Annotated in this window: 12 protein-coding genes; 2 read left to right on the forward strand and 10 right to left on the reverse strand. The window is 72.3% G+C overall.

The features are described 5' to 3' along the window. Positions 1-32 precede the first annotated feature (32 nt). The 3 genes from AB0C03_RS07660 to AB0C03_RS07670 all read right to left on the reverse strand — a co-directional run bounded on the left by AB0C03_RS07660 (position 33) and on the right by AB0C03_RS07670 (position 2699). Positions 33-698 (reverse strand): response regulator, encoded by a 666-nt coding sequence (locus AB0C03_RS07660; RefSeq protein WP_210859290.1) that lies wholly within the window; start codon positions 696-698, stop codon positions 33-35. After that, on the reverse strand, positions 695-1918 hold the full coding sequence (locus AB0C03_RS07665; protein ID WP_210865868.1) for a sensor histidine kinase: 1224 nt from the start codon (positions 1916-1918) through the stop codon (positions 695-697). The genes AB0C03_RS07660 and AB0C03_RS07665 overlap by 4 nt, the downstream gene beginning before the upstream one ends. 73 nt (positions 1919-1991) lie before the next feature. After that, positions 1992-2699: a DUF305 domain-containing protein gene (locus tag AB0C03_RS07670; RefSeq protein WP_357635316.1), complete on the reverse strand. Its 708-nt coding sequence runs from the start codon at positions 2697-2699 to the stop codon at positions 1992-1994. A 138-nt stretch (positions 2700-2837) separates the two neighbouring features. On the opposite strand from AB0C03_RS07670, the gene AB0C03_RS07675 reads away from it, so the two are divergent. Together AB0C03_RS07675 and AB0C03_RS07680 are read left to right on the forward strand one after the other, a co-directional pair. Next, a complete protein-coding gene (locus tag AB0C03_RS07675; protein WP_030338057.1) occupies positions 2838-4283 on the forward strand; it encodes an LVIVD repeat-containing protein in 1446 nt (481 codons plus the stop codon). Between the two features lie 275 nt (positions 4284-4558). Next, complete coding sequence (locus AB0C03_RS07680; RefSeq protein ID WP_357635320.1) at positions 4559-5785, forward strand: ArsB/NhaD family transporter; 1227 nt, start codon at positions 4559-4561, stop codon at positions 5783-5785. Between the two features lie 40 nt (positions 5786-5825). Here AB0C03_RS07680 and AB0C03_RS07685 read toward each other — a convergent pair whose 3' ends face one another. From AB0C03_RS07685 to AB0C03_RS07715, 7 genes are all read right to left on the reverse strand, one after another. Beyond that, entirely contained in the window at positions 5826-6653 is an 828-nt protein-coding gene (locus AB0C03_RS07685; protein WP_210865870.1) for a MerR family transcriptional regulator, read from the reverse strand. Between the two features lie 61 nt (positions 6654-6714). Beyond that, positions 6715-8304 (reverse strand): asparagine synthetase B family protein, encoded by a 1590-nt coding sequence (locus AB0C03_RS07690; RefSeq protein ID WP_030338063.1) that lies wholly within the window; start codon positions 8302-8304, stop codon positions 6715-6717. Positions 8305-8308: 4 nt separating this feature from the next. After that, positions 8309-9277 (reverse strand): DUF5715 family protein, encoded by a 969-nt coding sequence (locus tag AB0C03_RS07695; RefSeq protein ID WP_357635325.1) that lies wholly within the window; start codon positions 9275-9277, stop codon positions 8309-8311. A 685-nt stretch (positions 9278-9962) separates the two neighbouring features. Then, a complete protein-coding gene (locus tag AB0C03_RS07700) occupies positions 9963-10760 on the reverse strand; it encodes an isocitrate lyase/PEP mutase family protein (protein WP_210865872.1) in 798 nt (265 codons plus the stop codon). Further along, positions 10757-11791 carry a cytochrome P450 gene (locus AB0C03_RS07705; RefSeq protein WP_357635328.1) on the reverse strand — a complete coding sequence of 345 codons (1035 nt, stop codon included), beginning with the start codon at positions 11789-11791 and terminating at the stop codon, positions 10757-10759. The genes AB0C03_RS07700 and AB0C03_RS07705 overlap by 4 nt, the downstream gene beginning before the upstream one ends. Before the next feature lie 71 nt (positions 11792-11862). Continuing rightward, on the reverse strand, positions 11863-12606 hold the full coding sequence (locus AB0C03_RS07710; RefSeq protein ID WP_030337865.1) for an ArsR/SmtB family transcription factor: 744 nt from the start codon (positions 12604-12606) through the stop codon (positions 11863-11865). 97 nt (positions 12607-12703) lie between these two features. Beyond that, positions 12704-14914, reverse strand: coding sequence for a DUF8189 domain-containing protein (locus AB0C03_RS07715; RefSeq protein ID WP_156058017.1), 2211 nt, complete (start codon positions 14912-14914; stop codon positions 12704-12706). Positions 14915-15369 lie beyond the last annotated feature (455 nt).

Raw genomic sequence — 15369 nt, forward strand, 5'->3', positions numbered from 1 at the left:
GCCGTCCGCCACGACCCAGGTCGTACGCGGTGTCATCCGCCGGGCGTGACCAGCCCACTCTCGTACGCCAGGACCACCGCCTGGACCCGGTCGCGCAGCTGGAGCTTGGCCAGGATCCGCCCGACGTGGGTCTTCACCGTCGCCTCGGCGACGTGCACCCGGGCGGCGATCTCCGCGTTGGACAGCCCCTGGGCGACCAGCAGCAGCACCTCCCGTTCGCGTTCGGTGAGCTGGGCGAGCCGAGGGTCGCCGCTCGGGGCGGCGCCGAGCTGCCCGGCGAACCGGTCCAGCAGACGCCGGGTGATCGACGGAGCCACCACCGAGTCGCCCTGGGCCACCACCCGGATGGCCGCCAGCAGCTCCTCCGGCGGAACGTTCTTGAGCAGGAATCCACTCGCCCCGGCCTGTAGGGCGGCGAACGCGTCCGCCTCGGTGTCGAAGGTGGTCAGCACCAGCACCCGGGGCCCGTCCGCGGGCCGCTCGGCGCAGAGTCGCCGGGTCGCCTCCACCCCGTCCATGGTGGGCATCCGGATGTCCATCACGACGACGTCGGCCTCGGTGCGGGCGAGCACCCGCAGGGCGTCCGCGCCGTCGATCGCCTCCCCGACGACCTCAAGGTCGGGCTGGGAGTCCAGCACCATCCGGAACCCGGCGCGGACCAGCGCCTGGTCGTCCACGATCACTACCCGGACCGTCATGCCGCGATCACCTCCGTTGCCGGCTCCGACGGTAGCGGCAGCCGAACCTCGACCTGCCAGCCCCCGGTCGGTCGGGGGCCGGCGGTGAGGCTGCCGTCGTACACCGTCACCCGCTCCCGCATGCCGAGCAGGCCGTGACCGCCGGGCGGCGCCGGGCTGACCAGCGGACGGCCGCGACCGTCGTCGACCACCCGGACCACGACGGCTTCGACGGTGTACGACAGGACGACCTCGACGCCGGCGCCGACCCCGGCGTGCTTGAGCGCGTTGGTCAGCGCCTCCTGCACCACCCGGTAGACGGTCAGCTCCAGGCCCGGCGGCAGGGTCGGTGGCGTACCGGTGGCGGTGCTGCGGACGTGCAGGCCGGCGTCGACGAACCGGGCCAGCAGGTCGGGCAGCTCCGCCAGGGCGAGACGCCGGTGCTCCGGGTCGGCCGCCACCGCCAGCCCGGCCGCGTCGGCCTCCCCGCCGGTCGGGCCGGCGTCGCGCAGGACCCCGACGAGCCGGCGCATCTCCTCGAGGGCCTGCCGGCCGGTGTCCGCCACCACCTTCACCGCGGTACGCGCCTGGGCGGGGTCGCTGTCGAGCATGAACCGGGCGCCGTCCGCCTGGACGATCATCACGGCCATGCTGTGTGCGACCACGTCGTGCAGCTCACGGGCGATCCGGGTGCGCTCCTCGGCGACCGCCGCCCGGGACTCGGCCTCCCGTTCGCGTTCCAGGGTCGCGGCCCGCTCCTCCAGGCTGAGCACGTAGAGCCGGCGGGTCCGCACGTTCAGCGCTACCAACCACACCGCTCCGGTGACCAGCGCGTACCACAGCGCGGTCACCCACCACTGGATGACGTTGGGGGTCTGTGCGGCGGCCAGCAGCACCCCGACGGCCGCGACCGCGCCGGCCAGCACGCCGTCGCGTAGCCGCCGCCCGTACTTCACCACGCTGTAGAGCGCGATCAGGACGGCCACGTCGTAGATGAGCGGACCCCACCGGGCGACCACCTGGATGAGGGCGAGCGCCGCGACGGCCACCGTCACCACGCCCGGGTGGGTGCGGCGGAACAGCAGCGCCACCGCCATGCCCACGCCGACCGCCGTGGCCGCCCAACCTCCCGGCTGGTTCACCGCCGCGGCCAGCGAGACGAGCACCACCAGGGCGGCGACGGCCACGTCGAAGGCGACGCCGCGCAGCGGGCGGCCGAGCACTGTGCGTCTCACGGTCACCCAGCGTACGTGCCGGGACGGGCGGCCCTCGCCCCCCGCGCGCCCGGGCCCCTCGCGCCCCGCGCGCCCGGGCTCAGGAGCCGAGGATCTCGCGCATGCGGTCGATCTCGACGGTCTGCTCGGTGGCGACGGCGTTGGCGAACTCGTTGAGCGTCAGGTCGGAGCCGACGGTGAGCAGGTTGGTGGCCATCTCGATGGCGCCCTGGTGGTGCTCGGTCATCATCTGGACGAAGAGCTTGTCGAAGTCATGGCCACGGGTCGCGGCGAGCTGCGCCATCGCCTCGGGTGACTGCATGCCGCGCATGGTGCCGTGGTCGTGCCCCTGGACCTCCGCGGGGAGGCCGCGGGTCTGCAACCAGCCGCGCATCATGCCCATCTCCGGGCCCTGGCTGGCCCGGATGCGCTCGGCGATGGCCCGCACGTCGGGGTCGGCGGCCCGGTCGGGGGCGAGCTCCGCCATCGCCAGGGCCTGCGCGTGGTGCGGGATCATCATCCGGACGAACCAGACGTCCAGCGAGTTGTGCGGGGCGGGGCCGACGTCGCGGACCTCGTGCGCCGGCCGGGTGGCCGCCGTCTCGCCCGGGCGGCCAGGCGCGATGACGGTCAGGTCGGTGGGGACCGGGCTGACCGTCGGCGACGCGGTTGCGGGGGCGGGCGCGGAGACCGGCTGCGCGGCCCGCGTGCCGGTGTCGCCGTCGAGGCGGATCATCATGAACGCCACCAGCGGCAACGCGACAGCGAGTGTGACGATCGCCAGGGTGCGTGCGCGCCGGTTGGTCATGGGCCACTCCCTGCAGTCGAGGTCACCGCGATGCTATCCATTGAAGAACCCACTTTCATGTGATCCAGCTCACATCGACGTTCTTCGTCGAGCGGTAACGTGTCAGCCATCGTCTCCCCCTTGCGAAGGGCCCCGCCGATGATCAGACTCCACAAGCCACGGTTACGACAACTGCGCATCGTGGCGCTCGCCACGACCGGCCTCCTCGTCGCCAGCGCTCTCGTCGCCCCGGCGAGCAACGCCCAGACGGTGCCGCAGGCGGCCCCAGCCCCCGCGCTCACCAACACGATCCCCGGCGTCGACGAGATCGTGAGCAGCCCCAACCTGCGCCAGATCGCCAACGTGCCCAAGGTCGCCCCACTGGACGCGACCAACAGCGACATCGCCTTCCAGGGCAAGTACGCGTTCGCCGGCAACTACAACGGCTTCGTCATCTACGACATCTCGCGGCCCAGCGCCCCGACGGTCAAGGCCCGGGTGCTCTGCCCGGGGTCGCAGAACGACATCTCCGTCCACGGTGACCTGCTCTTCCTCTCCACCGACTCGTCCCGCAGCGACGACTCCTGCAACAGCACCGCGCAGGGGGCGGACGTGAAGGGCTCGTGGGAGGGCATCAAGGTCTTCGACATCAAGGACAAGGCCAACCCGCGCTACATCAAGTCCGTCGAAACGGCCTGCGGCTCACACACCCACACCCTGGTGCCGGGCAAGAACAACAAGACGGTCTACCTGTACGTCTCGTCGTACAGCCCGCGGGCCGAGTTCCCGGACTGCCAGCCCCCGCACGACTCCATCTCCATCATCAAGGTGCCGCTGAAGAAGCCGACGGACGCCGCGGTGATCGCGGCCCCGAACCTCTTCCCGGACGGCGGTTTCCCGGGCAGTGAGACCGGCTCGGCGACCACCGGCTGCCACGACATCACCGTCTACCCGGCCAAGGACCTGGCCGCCGGCGCGTGCATGGGTGACGGCATCCTGCTCGACATCAAGAACCGGGAAGCGCCCCGGGTCATCAACCGGGTGCGGGACGAGGTCAACTTCGCGTTCTGGCACTCGGCCACCTTCAACAACGCCGGCACCAAGGTGATCTTCACCGACGAGCTGGGTGGCGGCGGCGCGGCGACCTGCAACGAGGCTGTCGGCCCGAACCGGGGCGCGGACGCCATCTACGACATCAGCGGCCGCGGCAACGCCCGGAAGATGACCTTCCGCAGCTACTACAAGATCCCCCGGGCGAACGCCGACACCGAGAACTGCGTGGCGCACAACGGCTCGCTGATCCCGGTGCTCGGTAAGGACATCATGGTCCAGGCGTGGTACCAGGGCGGCATCTCGGTCTGGGACTTCACCGACTCGGCCAACCCGAAGGAGATCGCCTTCTGGGAGCGCGGCCCGCTCTCGGCAGACCGGCCTGTCGGCGGTGGCACCTGGTCCGCGTACTACTACAACGGCCACATCTACTCCAACGACATGGTGAAGGGCCTGGACGTCCTGGAGCTGAACGACTGGCGCACCTGGACGGCCAAGCTGACCCGCTACCAGGAGCTCAACGTGCAGACCCAGCCCAGCTACCTGGGCTGGTAGGCACCGAGCCCGCAGCCGGGCCCGGCCCCCGATCTCCGGGGGCCGGGCCCGGCCCTGTTCGGGCGGAATTCGCCGGTCACGCTTACCTATCGGATGCGGTGGGGCCGATCGTCGGTTGTCTCCCGTCCCGGGCCGGTCTGTCGGGTTCCCCGCGCCGCAGCGCCGCGACTGGTCGACCGCGCTGCTCCGGTCGCCGGTCACGCGCTGGTGGGCCTGGTCACCCTGACAGTTCCAGCGCGGGCGGCAGACCCGCCACCGTGTCAACGTGGTCAGACGTGAAGCTTGCCGCCCTCGCACCGCCCGCCACACCCGAGCCGACCACCCGCTGGCGACCCCACCCGCTGGACCTGGTGGCGGTCGTCCTCGCCGTGGTCGGCGCGACCTGCGCGCTGAGCGGGCTGCTGCCCCGCGCGGAGACCACCGCCACGCTGCACCGGATCCTGCCGCTGCTGCTCTTCCTCGGCACCGTCATCGTGCTCGCCGAGCTGACCGCCGTGGCCGGTGTGTTCGACGTGCTGGCCAGCCGACTGGCCATCGCCTCCCGGGGGAGGTGGGCGGCGCTGTTCCTGCTCTGCGGCGGCCTGGCGACACTGACCACCCTCGTGCTCAACCTCGACACCACCGCCGTGCTGCTCACCCCGGTCCTGCTCGCGCTGGCGCGCACCCTGCGCGTGCCCGCCGGCCCGCTCGCGGTCACCACGGTCTGGCTGGCGAACACCGCCAGTCTGCTGTTGCCGGTGTCCAACCTGACCAACCTGCTGGCCGCCGACCGGGTCGGGCTGGCGCCCCTGACGTACGCGACCCGCATGGCGCTGCCTCAGCTGGTGGCGGTGGCGGTCACGATGGCGCTGCTCTGGTTCACCTGGTGGCGGCGGGACCAACCGACCGGGGGGCGCTTCGTCCCGCCGGCCGCGCACGTGCCGGCGGACCCGGTGCTGCACCGCACCGCCCTCGCCGGTTGTCTGCTCTTCATCGGCGGGATCCTCGCCGGCGTGGAGATCGGTCTCGCCTCCACCGTCGCGCTGGCGCTGGTGCTGGTCGGGTTCGTCGTCCGCTCCCCCGCCACGCTGCGTCCGGGGCTGGTGCCGGTGCGCCTCCTGCTCTTCGTCACCGGCCTGTTCCTGGTGGTGCAGACCCTCGGCCGGCACGGGCTGGACGACCTGGTGGGCACCCTGCTCGGGGCCGACGGTGGTGCGCTCGGCGCGCTGCGCGCCGGCGGCACCGGAGCGCTGCTCGCCAACGCGCTGAACAACCTGCCGGCCTACCTGGCCGGCGAGTCGGTGCTGCCGGGCGGCGACGCGACCCGGCTGCTGGCCCTGCTGATCGGCACCAACGTCGGCCCGCTGGCCGCACCCTGGGCGTCGCTGGCGACCCTGCTGTGGTTCGAGCGGTGCCGGGCGGCCCGGGTCACGGTGCCGGTGACCCGGTTCGTGCTGACCAGCACGCTGCTCGCGGTCACCGGCACGCTCGGCGCGGTCGGCGCGCTGCTGCTGGTGAGCTGAGCGCCCGGTCGGCGGGGCGATCCGGTGCGCGGCGGCCGGCTCAGTCGCGGTACACGGCGAGCTGAAGCTCGGTGACGCCCTTCTCCGGGGTGTCCGCGCAGTAGTCCAGGTAGACCTCCCGGGCGAAACCGTCGGTGCGGTAACCGTTCTCCTCGATCCACCGGGCGAGCGCCTGCATGCTCGGCTCGACGTCGGCCATCGCACCGTGGTGGATGATGGTCGCCGCGCTGTGCAGCGCCGGCAGGTCGCGCACCGTGACGTCGGGAGCCGCGGCCGGCTCGGCGTCGACGAGCACCCCGGCGTGCACGACGACGGCGTCGCCGCCCGCGTCGGCGGGCTCGTACCAGGCGACGGCGGGCCCGCTCGGGTTGACGCCGGCCGCCGACAACCGCCGGAACAGCTCGGGGTAGAGCGGTTGGATCACCGGTCCGATGTCCTCGCCCTGGTAACTGGCCGCGACGGCGGTCAGCTCCGCGACGCGGACCGGTGCGATCTCCTTGAGTACGACGTCCTGGGTGGTCATCCGACCCTCCGACTCGATCATTCGGAGCCTCGCCTCCACGGCCGCCAACCGGGCCGTGTCGGCGGCCAACTGCTCCGCCAGCTGGCTCCGGCGCAGCCGCAGCATGCCCCGCAGCTCGGCCACGTCGACGGCGTCGTCGACGATCGCGCGCACCTGTTCCAGGGTGAGGCCCAGCTCCTTGAGGGCGATCACCCGGTTGAGCCGACGCAGCTGGTCGGCCCGGTAGAAGCGGTAACCGCTGTGCGGGTCGACGCTGGCCGGGCGCAACAGGCCGATGCTGTCGTAGTGGCGCAGCATCCGCACCGACACCCGGCCGAATCTGGCGAAGTCTCCGATGGTGAACATGGCCCCCTCACACTCGTCCCTGACACCGTGTCAGAGTCAAGCGTGGCGTGCGGGGCGACCGTCAGGGGCGGGCCGGGCGCGGGCCGACCAGCCGGCGGACCATCGGCGCGGCGTTCCACTTGGCCGCGCCGACCAGGTCGCGGGCGTGCTCCAGGACCGTGTAGTCGGGTCGGCTGAGACCGTCGGCGATGGCCCGGTCCAGGTCGTTGCCGCAGCGGCTCAGCACGGTGTCGAAGTCCCGCCGGACCGGCTCCTGCAGGTCGTAGCCGAACGAGCGGTGCAGCCGGGCGAAGAGCGGCTTGTACAGCCGGACCCGCTCGTGCAACCCGGACGAGTACGACATCGGGTTCTTCGGACGGCGGAGGATGTAGTCGGGCAGCACGTCGCCGAACGCCCGCCGGACGATCCACTTCTCCTGGCCGTGGCGCAGCTTCAGATCCACCGGCAACCGCATCGCCAGCTCCACCACGCTGAGGTCGAGGAACGGCACCCGTGCCTCCACGCCGTGTCCCATGGCGGCCCGGTCGACCCGCTGCAACTCGGTGCGGCACAGGTTGCGGATGCGGTGCAGGAACAGCCTGCGGGCCGCCGCCGGGGCGACCTGGTGGTACATCGGGTACCCGCCGAACAGCTCGTCGGAGCCGTCACCGGTCAACACCACCTTGATGCCCAGGTCGCGCAGCCGCCGGAAGATCGGCACCGAGACGACCGCGTTGATGATGTCGCCGTACTCGGTCAGTTCGGAGATCCGGATGGCCTCGCGGACGTCGGCGAGCCGGATGTCGCGCGGGCGCAGCTCGACCACCACGTGCGGCACGTCGAGGTCGGCGGCGAGCCGCCGGGCGTACGCCACGTCGGGGCTGTCCGCCACGCCGACGGTCACCGCGACACAGTCCGGGTGGATGTCCCGCACCTGCCGCAGGGTCAACGAGCTGTCCAGGCCACCGGAGAGCACCACCCCGACGGTCAGGTCGGTCTCCACCCGCATCCGGATGGCGTCGCTCAGCGCAGCGCGGACCAGCAGCGCGGCCTCGTCCGGGTCGTCGATGATCGGCAGGCCGTCGCCGATGGTGAGCAGGTCGACGTACGGGCTCAGGCGCACGTGCCCGTCCGCCTCGGCCCAGCCGTGGTGCCCGGGCGGCACCTCGGCGATCGGGGCGCCGTGCCCGACGAGCGCCTTGACCTCGGAGGCGATGTGCAGGCAGCCGGGCCGACGGGACCAGTACAGCGGCTTGACGCCGAGCGGGTCGCGGGCCAGGTACGCCCGACCGGTGGCCCGTTCGACGACCGCGAAGGCGTACTCGCCGCGCAGCCGGGTCACCGCCGCCTCGCCCCACTGCTGGAACGCGGCGAGCAGCACCTCGGTGTCGCTTTCGGTGCGGAAGGCCTGCCCCAGGCGGGTCAGCTGCGCCCGTAACTCCCGGTAGTTGAAGATCTCGCCGTTGAAGCAGAGCAGCCATCGTTCGTCGGTCGAGGTCCACGGTTGCACCGCCCGGTCCCGGTCGACGACCCGCAGTCGACGGGTGCCGGCGAGCAGACCGTTCTCCGACCGGGTCTCGGTGACCTCACCGCGTGGGGCCAGGGCGGCGAGCATCCGCCGGAAGGTCGCCGGGTCGGCTTCGGGGCCAATGCTCAACGCGATGCCGCACACCGGCTCAGACCCCCATCTCGGCCTCGTACGCCCGGCGTAGCCGACGCCGGGCGGTGGGCGCGAGACACAGGTGCCAGGCCTGCCCCTCGTCGATCACGTTCAGCTCACCGGCCTCCTGTCGGCTCAGCAGCAGCTGCGCCAGGGTGTCCCGCGCGCCGAAACGCTCGAACCAGGCGAGCTCGACGTCGACCGAGTAGCCGAGGCAGTGCCCGCTGGGCAACATCGCCGCGTAGCCCAGGCGGCGCAACCGGTACTGGTGCTCGGCGCTGCGGACCAGGCTGGTCACCCAGAGCGGCGGGGTGGCCGGCGGCGCGACGGCGGCGAACTCCCGGGCGATGTCGTTGAGCAGCGCCACCACCTCGCGGCGGGCGCGGCGGAACAGCAGCCCCGCGGTGTGCGGGGTGGCGTCGGGTAGCAGTCGGCGCCGCAGCCCGCGCGCAGCCCGGCCCAGCATCGTGGCGGGCTGTTCCTGGTAGCGGAAGCGCAGCAGGTCACGGCGGCGCAGCCACTCCAGGTCGACCAGTTCGGCGCTGCCGTTGACCTGGTCGTCGGTGACGAAGGTCGGCGCGTCCTGCCACCACAGCACGTCGATGCGGGAGAGCAGGTAGATCCGGACCAGGGCGCTGAGGTCACCGGCCGAGGTGCGGTCGTTCGGCTGATAGCGGGCCATCTCCAGCAGCAGGGTCTCGCGCGCGCCGATCAGCCCCTGCGGGGTGCCATCGAGGACCGCGGCGAGCGCCGGCTCCCGCAGCCGCTCGTCGATGAGCACCTGCCGGGCCCGGGTGCTCGCCGCGTCCGCCAGGGCGCCGACCTCGACCAGCAGCTCGGCGACGGCGGCCCGGTAAGCGGCCAGGTCGGGCGCGGCGGCGGGAAGGCGGCGGGGGGCCGTGCCGGAGGGTCGACGGCGGGCCGGGGCGGTGGGCGACGGAGGCGAACCGGGCTGCTGTCCCGGACTACGGCTGGGCACTCGCATGACGGGGTCCCTTTCTCCGGTCACGGCACTGGGTGGTTCGCCCTGAAACACACCGTAATCATCAGCACCGGAACCGACCGAACATTCCTCCTATTCGCCCCCGAACGGACCACACACCACCCACCCGCCCTCGCCGGGGGCAACCCATGCTGCTGACCCCTTTGGAGCTGATGTCGCCAACGAATCACGACCGCCCCGACCCCCAACCGCCCCCTTCGCCCCCGGCATGCCCCACTCCCCCACACCCGCCCACCGACCGCCACCGTGACGTGATCAAGAGGTTTGCGTCATCCGAAGCCGTTCCGGTGACGCAAACCTCTTGATCAACAGGGTGGGCGGCGGGCAGGGCAGGGACGCAGGGCGGGGACGCAGGGTCGGGGGCGCGGGGCAGGGGCGGGCAGAGGGTGGTTGGGTCGGCAGCCGGCCTGTGATGTCGTCAACGATTCAGCTCCAAAGGCGCCGGAACGCAGCCTCACCCCACCGGCGCCGGTTGATCGGGCCACTGCCCGCGCGGGCCGGCGCAGCCGGCGGACACCGGCGGGCCGTTAGACGCCGCCGTCCGCCGTCGCTTGCCACCGGCCACCGGCCGCCACCGCCAGACGCCGGCCGCCGCCGTCAGTCGCCGTCAGTCGGCGGCGGGCGCCGTCAGTCGGCGGCGGGCGCCGTCAGTCGGCGGCGGGCGCCGTCAGTCGGCGGCGGGCGGCACCAGGGCTTGCACCTCGGCGTACGACGGCAGGCCCGACGAGGTGGTGGGCCTGCCGAGGCGGACGGCGTCGGCGGCGTCGAGCGCGGCGCCCAGTGCTGCCCGGAACAGCAGCGAGCCGGTGCTGACCCGGGCCACCCCGGCCCTGCCCAGCTCGGTCAGCCCCGGGCCGCCGGGCTGGTACAGCGCGTTCACGGGAGCGTCGACCCGCTCGGTGAGGACCCGCAGCGTCGCGTCGTCGACGGTGCCCGGCACGAAGATCCCGTCCGCGCCGGCCGCCCGGTAGGCGCGGGCTCGGGCGAGGGCCTGCGGCAGCGGGTCGGCCACCGCAAGCCACCACGTGTCGGTGCGGGCGTTGACGAACAGGTCCGGCACCGCCGCCTTCACCGCCGCGATTTTGTCGGCGACGCACTCGGGGTCGGCAAGCGTGCCGTCCGGGCGGCCGTCCTCCAGGTTGATCCCGACCACGCCGAGCCCGGCCAGGTCCGCCACGTACGCGGCGACCTCCGTCGGGTCGTCACTGAACCCGCCCTCCACGTCCACGCTGAGCAGCACCGGCAACCCGGCCAGGCGGCGGGCCAGGGCGAGGGTCTCTCCCGCGGTGGCCGCCGCGCCGTCGGGACGGCCGGTGGTCGCGGCGACCCCGAGGCTGGTGGTGCCGATGGCCGGGTGGCCTCGCGCGGCGAGCGCCGCCGCCGAGGCGTGGTCCCACGCGTTGGGCAGCAGCAGTGGGCGGCCGGCGCGGTGCAGGGCGTGGAACGCGGCACGACTGTCGATCATCGGACGCTCACCTCCAGATCTGTCGGCACCCGCACTGTCGGGTGCGGCTCGTGACGCACCGGGGTCGGACTACGCCGGCCGCGTTCCCGCAGCACGTCGAGCACCCCGCTGGCCAGCGCCAGGGCGTGCCGGTCGCCGGGGCAACCCCGCTCCCCCGTCCCGAACGTCAACAGTCCGGCACCGGAACGACCGGGCTGGAACCTCGCGGGGTCGGTGAACGCCCGCGGGTCGCGGTTGGCCGCGTCGAAACGCAGCAGCACCGGAGTGCCCGCCGGCAGATCCTGCCCGCCCAGCCGTACCGCGTCGACGGTGACCCGTCGGGTGGCGCGCACCGGCGGGTCGAGGCGCAGCACCTCGGCCAGCAGGTCGGCGGTCAGTGCTGTGGCGGGCGTTTCCGGGGCGGCCGGGGGCAACAGGTGATGGGCGGCGGCGCCGATCAGGCCGGCGGTGGCGTCGCACGCCTGGACCAGCAGGCCGATCAGGTTCGCCCGTACCACCGGGGGTCCCGCTGGCGCGAGCGCCAGCAGCGCCGCCACCGCCCGGTCGGCCCGCGCGGTCGACGCCGGGTCCACCCCCGGGTGGTACGCGGCCGCGACGACCGCGACCGCCGTCCCGGCGGCTGCCGGATCCGCGAAACCGAGGCGAGCGGCCAACGCCCGCAGCGGCACCGGCCGGGCCAGTTCCCGGATCACGTCGACCCGGTCGCCGGCCCGGTCGAGAACGGCCACGGTCAGCCGGGCCGCATCGTGTCGCAGCTCGTCCGGGTCCAGCGGGACCAGCGCCGCCACCGCGACGGCCCGACGGTCGGCGTGCTGTCGCGGCGCGCTGAACCGGCTGACCGTGGCGCGCAGCCAGGCGAGGGTGCCGAACGGGCCGGTGTCGACGGGCGGCACCCGCAACGCCGGGTCGGTGAGTGCGGCCCGCACGTCGGCGTGCCGGGTCACCCACCAGCCGCGCTCCGGTGCGAACGAGGGTGGCCCACACGCCGGGGTTCCCGGGGCGGGCGCGATGACGGGCCAGGTGTCTGTCACCGCCCGACCGTAGGGCGCGAACCTTTCGCCCCGCACCGAACGATCCCGCCCCCGTCAGGCGCGCACAATCGTCAGGCGCGGCCGCTCCTGGGCGGCGGGGCTACCGGCGGGTCGAGGGTGTGGTCGGGGACCGCCAGAGCCGCGGCCAGGCCAGGGCGGCCGGTGGGCGTGAGGCGGACGGCGCGGCCTGCGCCCCGGCTGATCCAACCCAGGTCGGTGAAGCGGCGGCAGAGCGCCGCGCCGAGCGCGCCGGCCAGGTGCGGGCGGCGTTCGGTCCAGTCCAGGCAGTCGCGGACCACCGGGCGGCGGGCGGCGCGCAGCACGTCCACGGGTACGCCCAACCCGCTCACCCAGGCCCAGCCGTCGGGCGTCAGCGCCAGCCCGCTGGACCGGTCGAGCCGGCCCGCGCTGAGCAGCGCGTCGTACATCAACACGCCCAGCCGCCCGGCGAGGTGGTCGTAACAGGTCCGGGCGTACGCCAGGGAGGCGCTGGCGGTCGCCGCGCGCAGCGACCCGGTCGGTGTGGGGGTGGCCGGGGCGTGGCCGGCCAGGTCCTCGATCAGCTGGGCCACCGCCGGCCCGGCCAGTCGCAGGTAGCGGTGCCGACCCTGTCGTTCCTCGACGAGCAGCCCACCGCGGACCAGTCGGGTGAGGTGGTCGCTGGCCGTCGACGGGGCGACGCCGGCGCGCCGGGCCAGCTCACCGGCGGTCCACGCCCGCCCGTCGAGCAGTGCCAGGCACATCCCGGCGCGGGTGCCGTCGGCCAGCAGGGCGGCCAGTTCGGCCATCCCCCGGCCGTCGGTGCCAACGCTCATCGCCTCAGTCTAGAAAGGCAGCCGACGCGCCGGTGACCAGCGACCCGGGGGCCTCCGTCAGGTTGACGGAGGCCCCCGGTCCTGGTGGTGCCGAGGATCAGTCCTTCGGCGTCGGGATGAGGTGCGCGCCGAAGCTGACCTGGGACGGGCTCACCTTCGCTGCCGCCATCCCACCGGGGGCGGCGAACCGCCGGTCCAGCGCGATGGTGGTGTTGTTCCGGTTGCGGTACACCACCACGAAGCCAGTTCCGCCGGAGTTCTGGATCGGCGCGATGCTGGGATCGGTGGCGGCGGTGGCGGCGGTCGGGTCGCTCGGGTTCTCGTACAGGCGCAGCCACTCACCCCAGGTGCCGGAGCCCTGCTCGGTCTCGTACACCCGGTACATCTCGTTGTCGGGCCCGCGGGCGACAACAGCGATCCGGCCCAAGGCCGGGTCGAGGATCGCGGCCGGGGACCCGGCCGCGGTGAACGTGCCCACCGTCTGCCAGGTGCTCGGCCAGGCGCCGCCCAGTTCCTGCTTCTTCGTGATCAGCGAACCGTCGGCCGCACGGGCCACCACGCCGGTGCGGTAGCCCTGGTTGAGGAAGGCGGCCGGCACCCCGGTCACGTTCCCGCCCAGGTCCACCCAAGCGCTGAGGGTGCCGTCGGTGGAGTAGACAGCGGTCTTGATGGTGCCGGTCATGGTGGTGGAGACCAGCCGGACACCGGTGTCGACATTCACCACTGTCACGCCGCCGGTGAGGTCGACGTCGCCGAGGCTCTTCCACGACGCACCCGTCCCGCTCTGGCGGTAGTGCCACAGGCGACCGTCGACGTCCACCGCGAAGATCACGCTGGTGCCGTCGGCGAGGGTGACAGTGGCGGGCCGGCCGACCATGGTGCCGCCGAGGTTCCCGGTCGTCGCCCAGGTCGCCGCGTTCGCCGCCGTCTGGGCACCGGTCCACACGGTGCCGGTGGTGTGCAGGGCGCTGATCTGCACCTGCTTGTTGCCACTCTGCACGTTCAACGCGGGCTGCCCGGTGAACGCCTCCGCACCGAACTGGGGGATGTGCTGGACGCTGGTGAAGTCGTCCGGGTTCTGCTGGTGCACGACCCGCACCTGACCGGTGTTGTCGGTGTGCGCGTAGACGATGACCCCGAGCGCGCTGCCGTCGCTCGGCTGCCCCTGCAAAGCCGTCGAGCGGGAGAAGGACTCGGTGGGCAGGAACGGAAGCGGGTCGGCGAACCAGCCCTGCAGGTCGACCACGAGGTGCACGGTCCCACTGCTGGCGTTCTTGATCCGTACCTTCCCCTCGGTGCCCAGTTTGGTCACCACGATGCTGGACCGGGCGACGTGCGCGGCGGGGAAATTCGTCGTCGAGACGGTGTTCGCGGTGCTGCCCAGCGGCGTGACGGTGAAGAACCCGTCGACAGTCGGGGCGACCGCATGGACATTGAGGACGGCGGCGGCGATGCCACGGGTCGGCAGGCCGTTGGTGCCGGCGACCGCGACATCGACGGTGCCGTTGGCGGGCACCGGCTGGGCGCCGCTGGGGAAACGGCTGTCGTACAGGGTGACCGCCGGAACCGTGCGCAGGCCGGCGCCGGTGGTGGAGCTGCCGGTCCAGTAGCCCTGGACGGTGATGGCAACATGCACGGCCGAACCGCGGTTCTCCAGCGTCACGGAGCCGGCACCGGGGTTCAGTTTGACGACCATCCCCATCGAGGTGGCGCCCTTGGCGTAGTCGATGCCGGTCTCCGCGGCCGTGCTCGACCCGACGGTCATCCAGCCGTTGCCGGTCGCACCGATCACCACGACGTCCAGCATGACCGCCGTAGCGGAACTGGGCACCAGCCCACCGCCGTAGATGTTGGCGGTACGCGTCCCACGGGTGGGCATCGTGCCGGCGGTGATCCCCTGCCCGGTTCGGGTGTCGACCACCCGGGTGTGGTCCACCGGCACGAAGCCGGATCCGACGCTGCCGGTGGCGGTCGTGAAGTAACCCACCACATCCACTCTGATGTGGACGTTGCCGCCCGCGTTGCGCACCGCGAGCTTGCCGTTCGTACCAGGCTTGACCACCGCCGAGTTGGTCATGACCTCGCCGATCGAGGCGTTCATGGCCGACGCCTTCGGTTCCGTCAGGTCCGGGTAGATGGTCAGGAACGTGTTGGCGGTCGGGTAGATCGCCGTCACGTCGACCATCAACGCGCCGACCCCGCTGGTCGGGATACCGGCGATGCCGACGGCGTTGAACGTGGTGACCGACTTGGCGCCCCGCACACCGGTCGTGCCGCCGGTGCCGTCCCGGGTGTCCAGAAGGGGCACGCTGTCGATCGGTACGAAGTCACCACCCCTACCGGCGGCGTCGGCGCTGACGCCCGTTGGCGCACCAGCGATCAGTCCGACGAACAATGTCGCACTCAGTAACGCCGCAACTATCTTCTTGGGAAGCAGCCATACTCGGATTTGCTGGACCAAAACTCTCATCCCCACCCATACTCTAATCCCAGATCGCAATTCGGCCGGTGTTCGACTACGCCTTCAACCGTGATCAGCGGCAACGGATCTAAAGAAGTCACGTTTACCTAAACAGAATTGGTCTCGGCTCCAACAAGAAATCGGGTCCGTCGATAATAGCATTCAGTCAACGCCTTCGAACGCCAGAAACAAGCTGTTACGAATCACCGCCTCTCGAATGCACAATATTCGACAGTTTTCCCATCAGGGAGCCTAATCTCTCCGCCATATCAGCTGGCATTGTCTCGAACTTCGCACCAGCA

It is taken from the genome of Micromonospora parva (assembly GCF_040649675.1).
In the GTDB taxonomy this organism is placed as follows: domain Bacteria; phylum Actinomycetota; class Actinomycetes; order Mycobacteriales; family Micromonosporaceae; genus Micromonospora; species Micromonospora parva.

What these genes read in the sequence shown, in the direction of transcription:
- AB0C03_RS07675 (WP_030338057.1), top strand. Translation starts at nt 2,838, where the DNA reads ATGATCAGACTCCACAAGCCACGGTTACGACAACTGCGCATCGTGGCG.
- AB0C03_RS07670 (WP_357635316.1), bottom strand. Translation starts at nt 2,699, where the DNA reads ATGACCAACCGGCGCGCACGCACCCTGGCGATCGTCACACTCGCTGTC.
- AB0C03_RS07685 (WP_210865870.1), bottom strand. Translation starts at nt 6,653, where the DNA reads ATGTTCACCATCGGAGACTTCGCCAGATTCGGCCGGGTGTCGGTGCGG.
- AB0C03_RS07700 (WP_210865872.1), bottom strand. Translation starts at nt 10,760, where the DNA reads ATGATCGACAGTCGTGCCGCGTTCCACGCCCTGCACCGCGCCGGCCGC.
- AB0C03_RS07695 (WP_357635325.1), bottom strand. Translation starts at nt 9,277, where the DNA reads ATGCGAGTGCCCAGCCGTAGTCCGGGACAGCAGCCCGGTTCGCCTCCG.
- AB0C03_RS07660 (WP_210859290.1), bottom strand. Translation starts at nt 698, where the DNA reads ATGACGGTCCGGGTAGTGATCGTGGACGACCAGGCGCTGGTCCGCGCC.
- AB0C03_RS07710 (WP_030337865.1), bottom strand. Translation starts at nt 12,606, where the DNA reads ATGAGCGTTGGCACCGACGGCCGGGGGATGGCCGAACTGGCCGCCCTG.